Annotated in this window: 13 protein-coding genes; 5 read left to right on the forward strand and 8 right to left on the reverse strand. The window is 70.7% G+C overall.

Going from position 1 to position 14,571, the window contains the following annotated elements:
- Positions 1-38: 38 nt before the first annotated feature.
- Positions 39-1,562, forward strand: a complete 1,524-nt coding sequence (locus ACIRQF_RS02795) for an aldehyde dehydrogenase family protein (RefSeq protein WP_404088242.1) — start codon at positions 39-41, stop codon at positions 1,560-1,562.
- 140 nt (positions 1,563-1,702) lie between these two features.
- On the opposite strand, the gene dmpG is transcribed toward ACIRQF_RS02795, so the two are convergent.
- From dmpG to mhpD, 3 genes are read right to left on the reverse strand one after another with little or no spacing between them, the layout of a single operon-like run.
- On the reverse strand, positions 1,703-2,731 hold the full coding sequence (gene dmpG, locus ACIRQF_RS02800) for a 4-hydroxy-2-oxovalerate aldolase (protein ID WP_404088244.1): 1,029 nt from the start codon (positions 2,729-2,731) through the stop codon (positions 1,703-1,705).
- Positions 2,728-3,675 (reverse strand): acetaldehyde dehydrogenase (acetylating), encoded by a 948-nt coding sequence (locus tag ACIRQF_RS02805; RefSeq protein WP_404088246.1) that lies wholly within the window; start codon positions 3,673-3,675, stop codon positions 2,728-2,730. The genes dmpG and ACIRQF_RS02805 overlap by 4 nt, the downstream gene beginning before the upstream one ends.
- The gene (gene mhpD / locus ACIRQF_RS02810; protein WP_404088248.1) at positions 3,672-4,493 is read right to left on the reverse strand and encodes a 2-keto-4-pentenoate hydratase; all 822 of its coding nucleotides are present in this window, start codon (positions 4,491-4,493) and stop codon (positions 3,672-3,674) included. The genes ACIRQF_RS02805 and mhpD overlap by 4 nt, the downstream gene beginning before the upstream one ends.
- A gap of 181 nt (positions 4,494-4,674) precedes the next feature.
- On the opposite strand from mhpD, the gene ACIRQF_RS02815 reads away from it, so the two are divergent.
- Together ACIRQF_RS02815 and ACIRQF_RS02820 are read left to right on the forward strand one after the other, a co-directional pair.
- Positions 4,675-5,421: an IclR family transcriptional regulator gene (locus ACIRQF_RS02815; protein ID WP_404089494.1), complete on the forward strand. Its 747-nt coding sequence runs from the start codon at positions 4,675-4,677 to the stop codon at positions 5,419-5,421.
- Between the two features lie 290 nt (positions 5,422-5,711).
- Entirely contained in the window at positions 5,712-6,863 is a 1,152-nt protein-coding gene (locus tag ACIRQF_RS02820) for an amidohydrolase family protein (RefSeq protein ID WP_404088250.1), read from the forward strand.
- 97 nt (positions 6,864-6,960) lie between these two features.
- Here the strand turns inward: ACIRQF_RS02820 and ACIRQF_RS02825 are convergent, their stop codons facing one another.
- The 5 genes from ACIRQF_RS02825 to ACIRQF_RS02845 all read right to left on the reverse strand — a co-directional run bounded on the left by ACIRQF_RS02825 (position 6,961) and on the right by ACIRQF_RS02845 (position 12,821).
- Complete coding sequence (locus ACIRQF_RS02825; RefSeq protein ID WP_404088252.1) at positions 6,961-8,628, reverse strand: cation acetate symporter; 1,668 nt, start codon at positions 8,626-8,628, stop codon at positions 6,961-6,963.
- Positions 8,595-8,927, reverse strand: a complete 333-nt coding sequence (locus tag ACIRQF_RS02830; RefSeq protein ID WP_404088254.1) for a DUF485 domain-containing protein — start codon at positions 8,925-8,927, stop codon at positions 8,595-8,597. The genes ACIRQF_RS02825 and ACIRQF_RS02830 overlap by 34 nt, the downstream gene beginning before the upstream one ends.
- Positions 8,928-9,343: 416 nt before the next feature.
- Entirely contained in the window at positions 9,344-10,351 is a 1,008-nt protein-coding gene (locus ACIRQF_RS02835; RefSeq protein ID WP_404088256.1) for a VOC family protein, read from the reverse strand.
- Positions 10,348-11,211 carry an alpha/beta fold hydrolase gene (locus ACIRQF_RS02840; protein WP_404088258.1) on the reverse strand — a complete coding sequence of 288 codons (864 nt, stop codon included), beginning with the start codon at positions 11,209-11,211 and terminating at the stop codon, positions 10,348-10,350. Before ACIRQF_RS02840 ends, ACIRQF_RS02835 begins: the two co-directional genes overlap by 4 nt.
- Before the next feature lie 8 nt (positions 11,212-11,219).
- A complete protein-coding gene (locus ACIRQF_RS02845) occupies positions 11,220-12,821 on the reverse strand; it encodes a bifunctional 3-(3-hydroxy-phenyl)propionate/3-hydroxycinnamic acid hydroxylase (RefSeq protein WP_404088260.1) in 1,602 nt (533 codons plus the stop codon).
- A 137-nt stretch (positions 12,822-12,958) separates the two neighbouring features.
- On the opposite strand from ACIRQF_RS02845, the gene ACIRQF_RS02850 reads away from it, so the two are divergent.
- Positions 12,959-13,591 carry a TetR/AcrR family transcriptional regulator gene (locus tag ACIRQF_RS02850; protein WP_359588728.1) on the forward strand — a complete coding sequence of 211 codons (633 nt, stop codon included), beginning with the start codon at positions 12,959-12,961 and terminating at the stop codon, positions 13,589-13,591.
- Positions 13,588-14,397 carry a 2-keto-4-pentenoate hydratase gene (locus tag ACIRQF_RS02855; RefSeq protein ID WP_404088262.1) on the forward strand — a complete coding sequence of 270 codons (810 nt, stop codon included), beginning with the start codon at positions 13,588-13,590 and terminating at the stop codon, positions 14,395-14,397. Before ACIRQF_RS02850 ends, ACIRQF_RS02855 begins: the two co-directional genes overlap by 4 nt.
- The last annotated feature ends 174 nt before the right edge of the window (positions 14,398-14,571 follow it).

Consider the following 14,571-nt stretch of genomic DNA (forward strand, 5'->3'; position numbering starts at 1 on the left):
CCAGGGACGGCGGGCGCGGTCCGAGGGAGGCCATGCTCATGACCCGTTACGCCGCACCAGGTACCGAGGGTTCGCCCATGTCGTACGTTGCCCGCTACGACCACTGGATCGGTGGTGCGTACGTCGCGCCGGCCCGCGGGCGGTACTTCGAGAACCCGAGCCCGGTCGACGGCCGTCCGTTCACGGAGATGGCCCGCGGCACCGAGGAGGACGTGGAGCGCGCGCTCGACGCGGCGCATGCGGCGGCACCCGGCTGGGGCCGCACGCCTCCCGCGGACCGCGCCCAGGTCCTGCTCCGGATCGCGGACCGCATGGAGGCGTCGCTGGAGGCGCTGGCGGTCGCGGAGAGCTGGGAGAACGGCAAGCCGGTGCGCGAGACGCTGGCCGCCGACATCCCGCTGGCCATCGACCACTTCCGCTACTTCGCGGGCGCGCTGCGCGCCCAGGAGGGCGCGCTCAGCGAGATCGACGAGGACACCGTCGCCTATCACTTCCACGAGCCGCTGGGCGTGGTCGCGCAGATCATCCCGTGGAACTTCCCGATCCTGATGGCCGTCTGGAAGCTGGCGCCCGCCCTGGCGGCGGGCAACGCGGTCGTCCTGAAGCCCGCCGAGCAGACGCCGGCCTCCGTCCACTTCTGGATGAGCCTGGTGGCCGACCTGCTGCCGCCGGGCGTCGTCAACATCGTGAACGGCTTCGGCGAGGAGGCGGGCAAGCCCCTGGCCTCCTCCCCCCGCGTGGCGAAGATCGCCTTCACGGGCGAGACGTCGACGGGCCGGCTGATCATGAAGTACGCGGCGGAGAACATCAAGCCGGTCACCCTGGAGCTGGGCGGCAAGTCGCCGAACATCTTCTTCGACGACGTGTGGGCGGCGGACGACGACTTCCGCGACAAGGCCCTGGAGGGCTTCACGATGTTCGCGCTCAACCAGGGCGAGGTGTGCACGTGCCCCTCCCGCGCCCTGGTCCAGCGCGGCATCTACCACGAGTTCCTGGAGGCGGCGATCGCCCGTACGGAACGCATCGTCCCCGGCCACCCGCTGGACACCGACACGATGATCGGCGCCCAGGCCTCCGGCGACCAGCTGAAGAAGATCCTGTCGTACCTGGAGATCGGCCGGCAGGAGGGCGCGAAGGTCCTGACGGGAGGTCAGCGTATCGAGTACGACGGCGATCTGGCGGGCGGGTACTACGTCCAGCCCACGATCTTCGAGGGCGACAACCGGATGCGCGTTTTCCAGGAGGAGATCTTCGGCCCGGTCGTCGCCGTCACCTCCTTCGCGGACTTCGACGACGCCGTCCACACGGCCAACGACACCCTCTACGGCCTCGGCGCCGGCGTCTGGACCCGCGACACCACCACCGCCTACCGGGCCGGCCGCGCCATCCAGGCCGGCCGTGTCTGGACCAACTGCTACCACGCCTACCCGGCCCACGCGGCCTTCGGCGGCTACAAGCAGTCGGGCGTGGGCCGCGAGACCCACAAGATGATGCTGGACCACTACCAGCAGACGAAGAACATCCTGCAGAGCTACAGTCCCAAGAAGCTCGGGTTCTTCTAGCGGCACAGAGGGACGTCTGACCCGGGTTCAGGCCCGGCAGGCGCCTCCCGCTGGTGGTGCGGCGGGGCTCGCCCCCTGCCGAATGCGCTCGCGCCGTCTCCGTCGAACGGCGACGGGTCATCGGCGCCGACCACTCCCGGTCAGCCGGCGGAGCCGGCCGCGAGGTCGAGGGCGATGTCCGTGATCATGTCCTCCTGACCGCCGACCATCTTGCGCCGGCCGACCTCGACGAGGATCGCGCGCGTGTCGAGGCCGTGTCGGCGGGCGGCGGCCTCGGCGTGGCGCAGGAAGCTGGAGTACACGCCCGCGTAGCCGAGGGTGAGGGTCTCGCGGTCGACGCGGACTTCACGGTCCTGCAGGGGGCGTACGACGTCGTCGGCGGCGTCCATCAGGGGGAACAGGTCGCAGCCGTGCTCCCAGCCGATCAGGTCGGCGACCGCGATGAACGCCTCCAGCGGGCAGTTTCCGGCTCCGGCGCCCTGACCCGCGAGGGAGGCGTCGACGCGGGTGACACCGTTCTCGACGGCGACGACGGAGTTGGCGACGCCCAGGCCCAGGTTGTGGTGGGCGTGGATGCCGATCCCCGTGTCGGGGGCGAGGACGTCGCGATAGGCGCGGACGCGATCGCGGACGCCGTCCATGGTCAGGCGGCCACCGGAGTCGGTGACGTAGACGCACCGGGCTCCGTAGGACTCCATCAGCTGGGCCTGGCGGGCCAGTTCGGCGGGTTCGGCCATGTGGGACATCATCAGGAACCCGGCCACGTCCATGCCCAGGTCGCGGGCGGCCCCGATGTGCTGGGCGGAGATGTCGGCCTCGGTGCAGTGGGTGGCGACACGGACCGAGCGGATGCCGAGGGCGTGGGCCTGTCGCAGGTCGTGCAGGGTGCCGATGCCGGGCAGGAGGAGCGTGGTGGGCACCGCGTGGCGCACGCTGTCGCAGACGGCTTCGATCCACTCCCAGTCGGTGTGCGCGCCGACGCCGTAGGTGATGCTGGAGCCGGACAGGCCGTCGCCGTGGGCGATTTCGATGGCGGCGACCCCGGCGTCGTCCAGCGCGGAGGCGATGGTGCGGGCCTGGTCGACGGTGTAGCGGTGGCGTACGGCGTGCATTCCGTCCCGCAGGGTCACGTCCTGTACGTACAGGGCGGGGGGCTGGTTCGCGGTCATCGGGAGACCACCTCCGTGAGGGGCTGCGCGGCGGCCATGCGCTCGGCGGTGCGCAGGGCGGCCGAGGTCATGATGTCGAGGTTCCCGGCGTAGGCGGGCAGGTAGTGGGCGGCGCCCTCGACCTCCAGGAAGACCGAGACCTTCGCTGCGGTGGACCGCGCGCCGGCGGGCAGCAGCGAGCGCAGGGGGTCGTCGCCGGCGACGCGCTCGAACTGGACCTTCTGCTTGAGGCGGTATCCGGGCACGTACGCCTGGACTCGGGCGACCATCTCCTCCACCGAAGCGGTCACCGCGGCGTCGTCGCACTCGCCGACCAGGCAGTACACGGTGTCGCGCATGATCAGCGGGGGTTCGGCCGGGTTCAGGACGATGATCGCCTTGCCCCGGGCGGCGCCGCCCACCTTCTCGATGGCGGACGAGGTCGTCTCGGTGAACTCGTCGATGTTGGCCCGGGTGCCGGGGCCGGCCGAACGGGAGGAGATCGAGGCGACGATCTCGCCGTAGTGGACGGGCGTCACGGCCGCGACGGCGGCCACGATCGGAATGGTGGCCTGGCCGCCGCAGGTGACCATGTTGACGTTCGGTGCGTCGAGGTGGTCGTCGCCGTTGACCGGCGGGACGACGTACGGGCCGAGCGCGGCGGGCGTCAGGTCCACGACCCTGCGTCCCAGCGAGCGCAGTACCTCGTCGTGGCGGCGGTGCGCACCGGCCGAGGTGGCGTCGAAGACGATCTCGACGTCCGCGAACTCGTCCAGCTCCACCAGGCCGTCGACGCCCTCGTGGGTGGTGGCGACCTTCAGGCGGCGGGCGCGGGCCAGGCCGTCGGAGTCGGGATCGATCCCGGCCATGGCGGCGATCTCCAAGGAGTCGGAGAGCCGCAGGATCTTGATCATCAGGTCGGTGCCGATGTTGCCCGATCCGATGACGGCGACCTTCGTGCTCATGCCGCGGCTCCTTCCGTGGCGGTGGACGCGAACGTGGTCGTGACCGTGCCGAGCCCTTCGATGTGCGCGGTGAACTCGTCTCCCTCGCCGGCGACGGCCATCGGACCGAGCGCACCGGTCAGGACGATGTCGCCGGCCCGCAGCGGGTCGCCGAGGCCGGCGAGGGTGGAGGCGAGCCAGAGGGCGGCTGTGAGCGGGCTGCCCAGGCAGTCGGATCCGGTGCCCTCGGAGACCGTCTCGCCGTTCTTGGCGAGGGTCATCGTCACGGCCCGCAGGTCGACGCGGTCCAGGGGGACGGGGGTGCCGCCCAGGACGTACAGGCCGCAGGAGGCGTTGTCGGCGACGGTGTCGACGATGGTGATGTCCCAGTCGGCGATGCGGCTGTCGACGATCTCCAGCGCGGGCAGCGCGAACGCCGTGGCGCGCAGCAGGTCGGCGACGGTCGGGTCGCGATGCGGCAGGTCCGCGCCAAGGACCAGGGCGACCTCGGCTTCGACCTTGGGCTGGAGGAGTCGGCCGGGGGCGATCGGCTGTCCCTCGGGCACCGCCATGTCGGCGAACAGCGCGCCGAAGTCCGGCCGGTCCACGCCGAGCTGCCGCTGCACGGCGGGTGAGGTCAGGCCGATCTTGCGGCCCACCAGCCGCCGCCCGGCGGTGATCCCGCGTTCCACGTGCAGACGCTGCACGGCGTACGCGGCTTCGATGTCCGCTTCGGGCAGGAGCGAGCGCACCGGTGCGCATGGGACGCCGGTGCGGGCGGCCTCCTCCAGGACGGCGGCCGCCTCGGTCACGGCGTCGGCGGGCTTGTGTGGGCTCACGGTCGCCCCCGGCGGGCACTGGTGGGTCGGTGCGGAGCGAACATGCGGGTACCTCCGGGCGGAGAGTGGTGGGCTGTCGGAGAGGCGGCGGTGGCCGTCCGTCGATCCACGACAGGTATAGGCGTACGGTTCGAGCGGCGGCAAAATACGTTCCATGACACGGAACAGCGCGCAGGGGAACATGCTCGACAAGGCGGCTGCCGTCCTCGACTGCTTCCGCCCGGACGGCGGTACGTTCCGTCTCACGGAAATCACCGCCCGCACGGGACTGACCAAGACGACCGCGTTCCGCCTCTGCGCCGACCTGGTGCGCCTCGGTCTGCTCGAACGCACCGGAGAGACCTACCGGCTCGGCGGCAAGCTATTCGAGCTGGGTTCACTGGTGCCACGCCGGCTCGATCTGCGGGAGGCCGCGCTGCCGTACCTCCAGGACCTCTTCGAGGCAACCCACGAAACCGTGCACCTCGGCATCCGGGAAGGGCACGACGTGGTCTACGTCGAGCGGATCCACGGCCACCAGACCCTGACGCTGCCCTCACGCATCGGGGGGCGCCTCCCCCTGACCTGCACGGGCGTCGGCAAGGCACTGCTGGCCTTCTCCGGCTCCGAGCTGGCGGACGAGGTGCTGGCCGGGCCCCTGCCCCGTCTCACCCCGCACTCGGTCACCGACCCGGCACGGCTGCGTACCACCCTGGAGCAGATCCAGGTCTCCGGTCTCGCGTACGAGGAGCAGGAGGCCGCCCTCGGCGTCAACTGCATCGCCTCGCCGGTCTTCGACGGGCCGACGGCGGTGGCCGCCCTGTCCGTCGCCGTACCGCGTGGCCGGTTCCACCCCGCCCAACTGGCACCCGCCGTGCGGACAGCCGCTCTGGGCCTGTCCCGCGTGCTGCGCTCGGGCAGCGGATCGGTGGGCGGCACCTCCTCCTGAGCCGGGCACAGTGCTACCGGCCCGTGGGTGGCAGGCGGACCCGGCAGGCCCGCACCTCCGTGAATCACCACTGCCGCGATCCTTGACGCCCACCCCCGCCCCTCTTACCGTAGCGGTCATTCCAGCCACCGTAGTGAACACTACAAGAAGCCGGTGCGGCCACCGCCGCCGCTCCGGTCACCTGTGGCTGCCCGGTGTCCGCGTGGATCCTCCAGCGGACGCACCTTCCCCCATCCCCCCTTCGGTGAGGTGTTTTCATGGCTGCTCCAGGACAAGCCGACTCACGCGGCATGAGACGGCGCGGACTGCTCAAGGCGGCGTTGCCGCTGGGAGCCACCGCGACAGCCCTCGGCGCTTGGCCGGCGACCGCGGCCGCGACCGCGACCGCGACCGCGACCGGCAACGCCCCTTCCGGCGCTCCGGTACGCCGCGGCAGAGACCGCATCGACGTGCACTGTCATCTGATTCCGGACTTCTACCGCCGGGACCTGGCGGCGCACGGCATCACCGACATCGGAGGCGTGCCGGTCCCCACGTGGAGCCCGGACCTCGCGGTGAACTTCATGAACCGCTACGGCATCCAGACCCAGGTGGTCTCCGTCTCCGAGCCGGGCGTCACCTACCTGTCCTCCGCGGCGGACCGGGTGGCGATGGCACAGCGTCTGAACACCTACACGAGCCGGGACCTGGTCCACACGACGTCCGCGCGCCTGAAGGGCCGCTTCGGCGGATTCGCCGTCCTGCCCCTGGGCGACACCGTCGACGAGCAGGACGTCTCCCACGCCGTCACCGAGGTTCGACGAGCCGTACGAGAGCTGAAGATGGACGGCGTGGGCATCTTCAGCAGCTACGGCGGAAAGTACCTGGGGGATCCCGTGTTCGCGCCGCTGATGAAGGCGCTCGACGACCTGGGCGCCATGGTGTTCATCCACCCCTCGACCCCGCAGACCTACCCGGACCTCGGGTTGCCGCCGTTCTTGTACGAGTTCACGTTCGACACCACCCGCGCACTGGTCAACATGCTCTACAAGGGCGTCTACCGGCGCTACCCGCGCATCCGGTGGCTGGCCGCGCACGCCGGCGGCACCCTGCCGTACATCTCCTACCGCACCAGCCTGCTGACCCTGACCCCGGCGATCGCGCAGCAGGTGGGGGCCGCCGGCCTGGACGACAGCAGCCCGTCCTTCCGCAGGCTCTTCTACGACACCGCCTTGTCCCCGGCACCCCAGGCGATGAAGTCCGTGCGCGAGCTGGCCGGAACCGAGCACGTCCTCTTCGCCACCGACTGGCCGTTCACCAGCGCCCTGTTCCTCGCGGCCGGAGACCCCGCGCCACAGCTGGACGAGACCTTCTCGCCTGCTGAGCGACTGGCCGTCGAGCGGTCCAACGCGCTGGCCCAGTTCCCCGCACTGGCCGCCAGGATCGGGGCCGAGCAGGTTTGAGCCCGGGCCCGGCGACGGTGAGCCCCTTCTGTTGCCGTAGGTGAGTGCGCGGCATGGGCCGCGGCCCGGCCGAACTGCCGGGCCGCGGCACACGTCATTACTCTCGCGCTCCGACGAGAACCCGTTCACGCCATCCGAGGTCCGCCCCGGCTTCTTCCACGGGCCGTGCACGCCGTCCGACGGCGCTGCCGACCCACCCGAGCAGGAAACCCGCGGGAATGGCCATCACGGCGGTCGACTGCAGCCCGATGAGGTGGAAGTCGTGTCCCGACAGCAGCGAGGTGGGCGTGCCCGAGAAGGAGAGGGAGCACGCGTACAGGACGGTCGTGCAGAAAATGCCGCCGTACACGGTCCACAGCAGCCCGGTCCGGTTGTACCGGCTCCAGAACAGTCCGTACAGACAGGCGGGCAGGACCGTGGAGGCGGCGAGAGCGAGTGCCAGATAGGTCAGGGACTGAAGGTCCCGTCCCTGGGCCATTGCCGCCAGGAAGATGCCGAGCCCGCCCACGGCTCCTACCGCCCATCTGGCCGATCGGAATTCCCGACGCTCGGACATGCGTCCCCCGCGTGCCACGTGCGCGTGCAGGTCGTGCGCCAGGGCGGCCGCGGCGCTCAGTGCGATGCCGGCGACCACCGCCAGTACGGTGACGAAGACGGAGCACGCGACAGCGGTGTACAGCACGTTGCCCGCGAGGCCGGAGGTACCGCCGCCCAGCTCCCCGGCCAGGAGGAAAAGGGCCGTCTGGCCGGTGCTGTCGACGGCGCGGATCTTCTGGCCTCCCACGATGCCGGCGGCGCCGAGTCCCGCGATGACGACGCAGAGGAAGAAGACGGCCATGATGGCGATGGCGTAGCGGGTGGCTCGGCGGGCGGTGGCACCGTCGGCGGCCGAGTTGATCCTCATCAGGACGTGTGGCATGCACGCGCCGCCCAGGACCACGGACAGTTGCAGGCTCAGGAAGTCGAGGCGGCCGACCGCGCTGTCCCCCAGGGCGTGACCCGGTTCGAAGTAGCGGTCGTGAAGCCCGCTCCCCCGCTCGGCCGCGGTCAGCAGGGCGCCCGGGTCGAAGTCGTGGTGCCGCAGTACCAGAAGGGCGAGGAGCACCATGGTGGTGAACACCACGGCCACCTTGACGATCTGGACGAGGCTCGTCCCTCTCATGCCGCCGAGCACCGCGTAGCAGATCATCAGCGCTCCGACGAAGACGGTACACACCTGTTCGGCTCCCAGACTGGTCAGTCCGAGCAGCAGCGCCGTGGCACTGCCGGCTCCGGCCAGTTGAAGGACGAGAAAGGGCAGGCAGACGGCCAAGGTGGCCGTGGCGGCGGCGATACGGGACGACGAACCCGGCGAACGCAGCGCGAAGACGTCGCCCAGGGTGTAGCGGCCGGCATTGCGCAGCGGACCGGCGAGGAGCAGGAACACCCCGACGGCCAGGCAGCTGCTGACCGCCAGGGAGATGCCGTCGTATCCGACCACGGCCACCAGGCCGGACACGCCCAGGAGCGTGGCGGCCGATATGTAGTCCCCGGTGAGCGCCAGCGCGTTCTGCACCGGCGTCAGTGACCGGTTGCCGGTGTAGAAGTCGGCCGCGGTGTCGTCCTCGGGGCCGGCCAGAACGCACAACAACAGGGACAGGACGATGAACGCCATGAAGCCGATCAGCACCATCGTCCGGTCGTCGGAACTGCCCGAGACCGACGTGAACCCCGCGGCGAGCGACAGCCCGGTCATCTCCGCCTCCCCTGCGACGAGTGCGGCCATCGGGACATGCCCCCTGCCGGGCCCGGCCGAGGCGGTGACGGGTGTGCGAGTTCGGCACGACGTCGCATCAGGTCGAGGAGTGGATCGACATGGCGGCTGAGCGCGCGGTCGTACCACCAGGAGGACAGCAGCAGCACCGTCAGCTGCAGAGCGCCGAACACGATGCCCAAGGGCATCGTGCCCGCCGGACGGGTGGCGAACAGCTCGCCGGCCGTGCCGGACAGCACGGCGGAGACCAGGAAGGCGGCGCCATTGGCTGCCAGGAACCGCCGACGCGCTTCGGAAAGTGTGCGGGGCACTTGCCGCGGGGCGCTCCCGGCGGCCTCATGGGGCCGGTCGTACGGTGGGGGCCCGCTGCCGGGCCGGAGAGGCGGGACGGACATGAAGGGGATCCTCTCGCGAGGTGGATGGTCACTCACCGGGGCCCGGCAGCACGGTTCCCGGCGTCCCGTGACGGGAAGCACGACGGGCGGCGTGCCGGACGGACCGGAGCAGTGCGGGACGGCGACGGGCAGGCACGAGGAACCGCGGGCGTCCGGGATTGCCGGACCCGCAGGAGTTCGCCCGTGATCAGGCCGCGAGGCCAGGTGCCTGTTGAAACCCCAGTGCGAGGGATGTGCGACCGGGCGAGAGGGCCGGCGGCGGTGTTCCGCCGCGCTGCCGTGGATCGAGCGAGGACGGTCACCCCGCCGGGCGGCGGGGTGACCGTGCCGGGTCAGTCGTCGGGGATGCCGGCGCCGCTGAGCGCGGGGACGGTTTTCTCCGGCCGGACGAGGGAACGGGCGCCGAGCCGGAACTGGTCGAGCTTGTCGACGATCGTCTGGCCGACGGGCTTGTGGCCCCAGATGCTGATGCCCTGGTGGGTGGAGGGCTCCCAGGTGCTCTCGTCGATGACGAGGGGGTTCCAGCCGACCTCCCACTCGAAGCCCGAGGGAGTGCGGGCGTAGTAGGAGAGTTCCTTGTCGTTGGTGTGCTGGCCCACCGACAGGGCCATGTCGAAGCCGAGTTCGTGCACGCGCTCGTAGCTGTGGGCCAGGTCGTCCAGGCTGTCGGCCTGGATGTTGAGGTGCTGGACGCGGGTGCGGATCGGGTCGATCGGCAGGCCTCGGACGGCGGCGATCGCGATGGAGTGATGGCGTTCGTTGACGCGCAGGAAGCGGATCTTGAGCTTGACGCCGCTGATCGTCTCGTCGATGTAGTCGGTCAGGCGGGCGTCGAAGACCGTGTGGTAGTAGCCGCGCATCAGGGTGGGCTTGGCGGAGGTGATCGCGACGTGTCCCATGCCCGAGTCGCCGGTGACCCAGCCGGAGGCGAGCATCCGCAGTGGCTCGGACGAGACGACCGGGGTGGTGTAGATCTCCTGCACGAGGCCCTTGGGGCCGGGGAAACGCAGCAGGCGTTCCACGCCGCGCAGGGCCGCCTCTTCGTCGGAACCCCGCACGACAGGGACGCCGTGGGCCCGGATGCGGGTCTCGATCTGCTCGAAGGAGGCGTGGTCGTCGATGTGCCAGCCGATCGCCACCACGTCCTCGGCGGGGCCGCGCCGGAACAGGAAGCGGCACTCGTGGTCGTCGAGGCGAAAGCGCATCACGTCACGGGAGATGTCGTCGTGGTGCATGCCGATGGCGTCGGTGCCGAACCGGCGCCAGTCGGCGAAGCGGTTGGACTCGACGACGACGTACCCGAGGTGGACGGAGCCGAAGACCGAGGGGGTGGTGTTCATCGGCGGCCCGCCAGGAAGTCGGCGCAGAGCTGGTTGAACAGCTCTGCGCGCTCCCACTGCACCCAGTGCCCCGTGTTGGCGACCTCGTACAGGTCGCAGTTGGGCATGCGCTCGGCCAGCATCCGGCCCCCCGACGGCCGGTTGACCTTGTCCGCGGCGCCCCACAGCACCAGGGTGGGCACGGCCAGCCGGTTCAGGCGCTTGTCGCGGGTGAAGTCCATCTTCCACAGCGCGCGCGGCGACTTCGGGCGCCTGAGCGGCGGGGCGGCGACGACCTCGGGGTCGATGCTGTCCCGGTAGCGCGCGTCGATGATCGAGTCGGGTACGTGGGCGGCGTTGAAGACCAGGTAGTCGCGGATGAACTTCTCCAGCTTCGGCCGCGAGGGCCCGTCCCCCGTGTAGTAGTTCAGGAGACTGTTCAGGCCGGGCGTGGGCAGCGCGCGGGTGGTACCGATGCCGCCGGGGCCCATGAGCACCATGCGGTCGACCCGCTGGGGGGTGTCAAGCGCGAGGCGCAGGGCGCAGGCACCGCCGTAGGAGTTGCCGACGAAGTGGGCCTTCTCCAGGCCGAGCTGGTCGAGCACGCCGCGGATGCCGACGGCCAGGGCGCCGAAGGGGTCGGCGAGGTCGATGCCCTTGCTGCTGCGGCCGTAACCGGGCAGGTCGGGCACGATGACCCGGAACTCCTTGGCCAGCTCCGCGATGTTGCGGCTGTAGTTGGAGACGCCGGATGCGCCGGGGCCGCCGCCGTGCAGCAGCAGGACGGGCGCTCCCTGCCCCGCCTCGGCGACGAAGATCTTCTTGCCGTCGACATCGAGCAGGCGCTCGCGCATCGCGGGGACTTCGGTGGGTGCGGTCATGGTGGTCCTCACTGAGCGGTGGTCGTGGCCGGCCGTGACGCGGGGGCGAATCCGGCCGGAGGAGGCGGGAGCGGGGCACCGGCGGGGGCGGCGGCGTAGACGTAGGCGTCGGGGCGCAGGGCCACGGTGGTGACACCGCGCTCGGCCAGCCAGGGGAGCAGGACGCCCTCACTGTCGACGACCGCGCCGTCGGCCGGGCGCGAGCCCACCGGCAGAACGGCCAGCGACTCGACGCCGAGGCGCTCCCACGCGCGCTGTGTGGTGGGCAGCCCGAGATGCAGCAGCAGCCAGCGGCCGCCGAGCGCGTCGTCCAGCCGTACGCGTTTCCCGTCGGAACCGGTCACCCAGGGCTGCGGAATCTGGTGCCCGGTCGCCTTGGTACGGGGGCCGGCCTGCAGGCCGTCGTCGTAGCGGGCCACGGGGATCCAGTTCGAGTCCTGCAGCCAGTCGCCGAAGCCCGGTATGCGGTCCAGGGCGCGCAGGGCACCGTTGCGGACACGGGCGACCGGGCGCCGACGTTCAGTGATCATGCGGCCGACGAACACCGCTCGCCTGGTGACCTCCCTGACGTGCGGTTTGCGCTCGGTCTCATAGCTGTCGAGGACGCTTTCGGGCAGTTCACCGTGGATGACGGAGTTCAGCTTCCAGCAGAGGTTGGCCACGTCCCGCACGCCGGCGGCCATGCCCTGGCCGATCCACGGCGGCATGGCGTGCGCGGCGTCACCGGCGAGGAACACCCGGCCGACGCGGAAGCGCGAGGCGAACCGGACGTGGTGGCTGTAGACGGTGGCGCGCAGGACCTTGATGCTGTCGCGGCCGATCCCGTACCGGGAGATCAGCCGGTACACGGCGTCTTCGGTGACCAGCTGCTTCTCGTCGTCCCCGGGCAGGAGGGGGAACTCGTAGCGGTGGTGGTCCAGTGGGGTCGGGCAGTCGACGGCCGGGCGGGCCGGGTCGCAGTGGAAGCGCAGCTTGTCGTGGTCGGGCCAGGGCTGGAGCATCTTGGTGTCGATGACGATCCAGCGGTCCTCGTACGTCCGCCCCTCGTACCCGACGTTCAGCTGCGCGCGGGTGAGGCTGGAGCCGCCGTCGGCCGCGATCACGTAGGAGGCGCGCAGCCGGTGGACCGAGTCGTCGGCCGTGCCGACCACGGTCAGCTCCACCCCGGCGGCGTCCTGGCGCAGGCGCAGGCACTCGTGGCGCAGCAGGATCTTCACGTTCGGGTAGCGGTCGACACCGTCACGCAGGACCTGCTCGAGGGCCGGCTGGTAGATGAACATCTGCGGTGGGTGGCCGTGGCCGCGTGATGTGGGGGAGGCGCTGAGGAACGTACGGCCGTCGGCGTCGACGAAGTCCACCGGCCGCTCGGTCAGCATGTCCTGCTTGAGGCGTTCGGCCAGTCCGATCCGCTGCCAGATGCGGACGACCTCCTCGTCGGTGGAGATGGCCCGGGCGCGCGTGAAGATCTCGGCATCCCGCTCCAGGACGACGACGCGCAGCCCCATCGCGCCCAGCAGGTTCGCCGCGGTCACGCCCGTGGGCCCGTAACCGATCACCGCCACGTCGTAGGCACTGTCCTCGGCCTCTACCCCGGCCGCGGTCTCGCTCATCAGGCCACCTCACTGTCGATCGCGCTGCACGATTCTTACCGTAGTGTTCACTCCAATTGGAACGAGTGCTACGGTAGGCTCATTGCCGGATAGGGTCAAGCAGCCGGCGAGAAGCGCACACCAGAGGGGCACCTGCCATGACGAAGCCGCAGACGACCCGCAAGAAGCGCGCGAACGGAGTGGAGTCGCGGCAGCGCATCCTCGACGCCGCCGTGGAGATCGCGGGCGAGCGAGGGTACGAAGGCACCTCCATCGCGGCCGTCAGCGCCAAATGCGGACTGCCCGCCAGCTCGATCTACTGGCATTTCAAGGACAAGGACGACTTGATCGCCGCAGTCATCGAGCGCAGCTTCGAGACGTGGCTCGCCGCCGTGGAGCTTCCGAGCGAAGAGACGGGGACCCCGCTGGAACGGGTCACCGCCATGGCGGGAAACGTGGGGAAGTCGCTGATCGACGCCCCCGACTTCCTCCGTCTCGGCCTGATGCTCGCGCTGGAACGGCGTCCTGCCGAACCCCGCGGCCGGACGGTGTTCCTCCAGGTCCGCGACATCGCGCGCGCCAAGATCGCCGAAATGGCCCAGGCACTCGTCCCGGACCTCGACGAGGAGTCCGTGCACGCCCTGACGACCTACGCCGTCGCGGGCGCCGACGGGCTCTTCGTCCAGCGGGAGATCAATGGTGACGACGTCGACCTCGTGGCGATGTTCGAACTGCACGCCCAGCTGGTCTACGAGGCGGCGACACGTCTGGCGGCGAGGAGCAGGACATGAGGCCGACGGCCACCCGGCGACGCATGGAGGCCGCCCGACTCCTACGCGAGGCCGAACACCGCACGGCGCCCGTCGAACCGCTCACCACGACGTGGCCCGGTCTCGATCGCGCCGATGCCTACGCCGTCCAGCAGGACAACGTCGCCCGCCACCTGACCTCCGGGTCGACGGTGATCGGCCACAAGGTCGGTCTCACCTCGGTCCCGATGCGGGAGCTCCTCGGCGTATACGAGCCGGACTTCGGTCATCTGCTGGACGACATGGTCCATCGCGACGGCGGGACGGTACGCGCCGCCCGGTACTGTGCCCCACGCGTCGAACCCGAGATCTGCTTCCGCCTCGCCCGGACGCTGCGCGGCCCCGGCGTGACCATCAGTGACGTCCTGACCGCCACCGATGCGGTCGCGCCCGCCCTGGAGATCGTCGACAGCCGCATCCGCGACTGGCGGATCGCTCCGGCCGACGCCCTCGCGGACAACGCCGGCTCCGCGGGACCGGTCCGCGGCTCCTGGACGCCGATGGCCTACGCACCCGACCTCGCGGCGGTGAACGTGGACCTGCTCGTCGACGGAAGCCGCGTGGCGACCGGCAGCAGCAAGGAAGTCATGGGCCATCCGGCCGCCGCAGTCGCCTGGCCGGCCAACGCTCTCGCCGCCTACGGCAAAAGACTGGAGGCCGGGTACGCGATCCTGCCCGGCGCTAACCACAGCCCCCTTCATCGGCGTCGGCCAGAAGGCAGAGGCAGGTTTCGGAGCGCTCGGCTCCGTGTCGGTGTCTTTCATCTGACGACGGCCCGTCCCCTCTGAGACGTCGCGAACCACACTGGCGACTCCCTGACCGTCCGATCCCTCCCCGATCTCTTCTTCCGGTCATCCACAGGCCCTGCGCCACCGCCGGACCGGACTCCTTCGCCGCCCTGGACCCCGATGCCCGGAGCGCCGGGTGGGTCGACAGTGCACGGGCGCCGGCCGGAAGCACTC

This window comes from Streptomyces sp. NPDC101191 (assembly GCF_044767915.1).
GTDB lineage: Bacteria > Actinomycetota > Actinomycetes > Streptomycetales > Streptomycetaceae > Streptomyces.

What these genes read in the sequence shown, in the direction of transcription:
- ACIRQF_RS02795 (WP_404088242.1), top strand. Translation starts at nt 39, where the DNA reads ATGACCCGTTACGCCGCACCAGGTACCGAGGGTTCGCCCATGTCGTAC.
- dmpG (WP_404088244.1), bottom strand. Translation starts at nt 2,731, where the DNA reads ATGACCGCGAACCAGCCCCCCGCCCTGTACGTACAGGACGTGACCCTG.
- ACIRQF_RS02805 (WP_404088246.1), bottom strand. Translation starts at nt 3,675, where the DNA reads ATGAGCACGAAGGTCGCCGTCATCGGATCGGGCAACATCGGCACCGAC.
- ACIRQF_RS02815 (WP_404089494.1), top strand. Translation starts at nt 4,675, where the DNA reads ATGCTCGACAAGGCGGCTGCCGTCCTCGACTGCTTCCGCCCGGACGGC.
- ACIRQF_RS02820 (WP_404088250.1), top strand. Translation starts at nt 5,712, where the DNA reads ATGAGACGGCGCGGACTGCTCAAGGCGGCGTTGCCGCTGGGAGCCACC.
- ACIRQF_RS02825 (WP_404088252.1), bottom strand. Translation starts at nt 8,628, where the DNA reads ATGGCCGCACTCGTCGCAGGGGAGGCGGAGATGACCGGGCTGTCGCTC.
- ACIRQF_RS02835 (WP_404088256.1), bottom strand. Translation starts at nt 10,351, where the DNA reads ATGAACACCACCCCCTCGGTCTTCGGCTCCGTCCACCTCGGGTACGTC.
- ACIRQF_RS02840 (WP_404088258.1), bottom strand. Translation starts at nt 11,211, where the DNA reads ATGACCGCACCCACCGAAGTCCCCGCGATGCGCGAGCGCCTGCTCGAT.
- ACIRQF_RS02845 (WP_404088260.1), bottom strand. Translation starts at nt 12,821, where the DNA reads ATGAGCGAGACCGCGGCCGGGGTAGAGGCCGAGGACAGTGCCTACGAC.
- ACIRQF_RS02850 (WP_359588728.1), top strand. Translation starts at nt 12,959, where the DNA reads ATGACGAAGCCGCAGACGACCCGCAAGAAGCGCGCGAACGGAGTGGAG.
- ACIRQF_RS02855 (WP_404088262.1), top strand. Translation starts at nt 13,588, where the DNA reads ATGAGGCCGACGGCCACCCGGCGACGCATGGAGGCCGCCCGACTCCTA.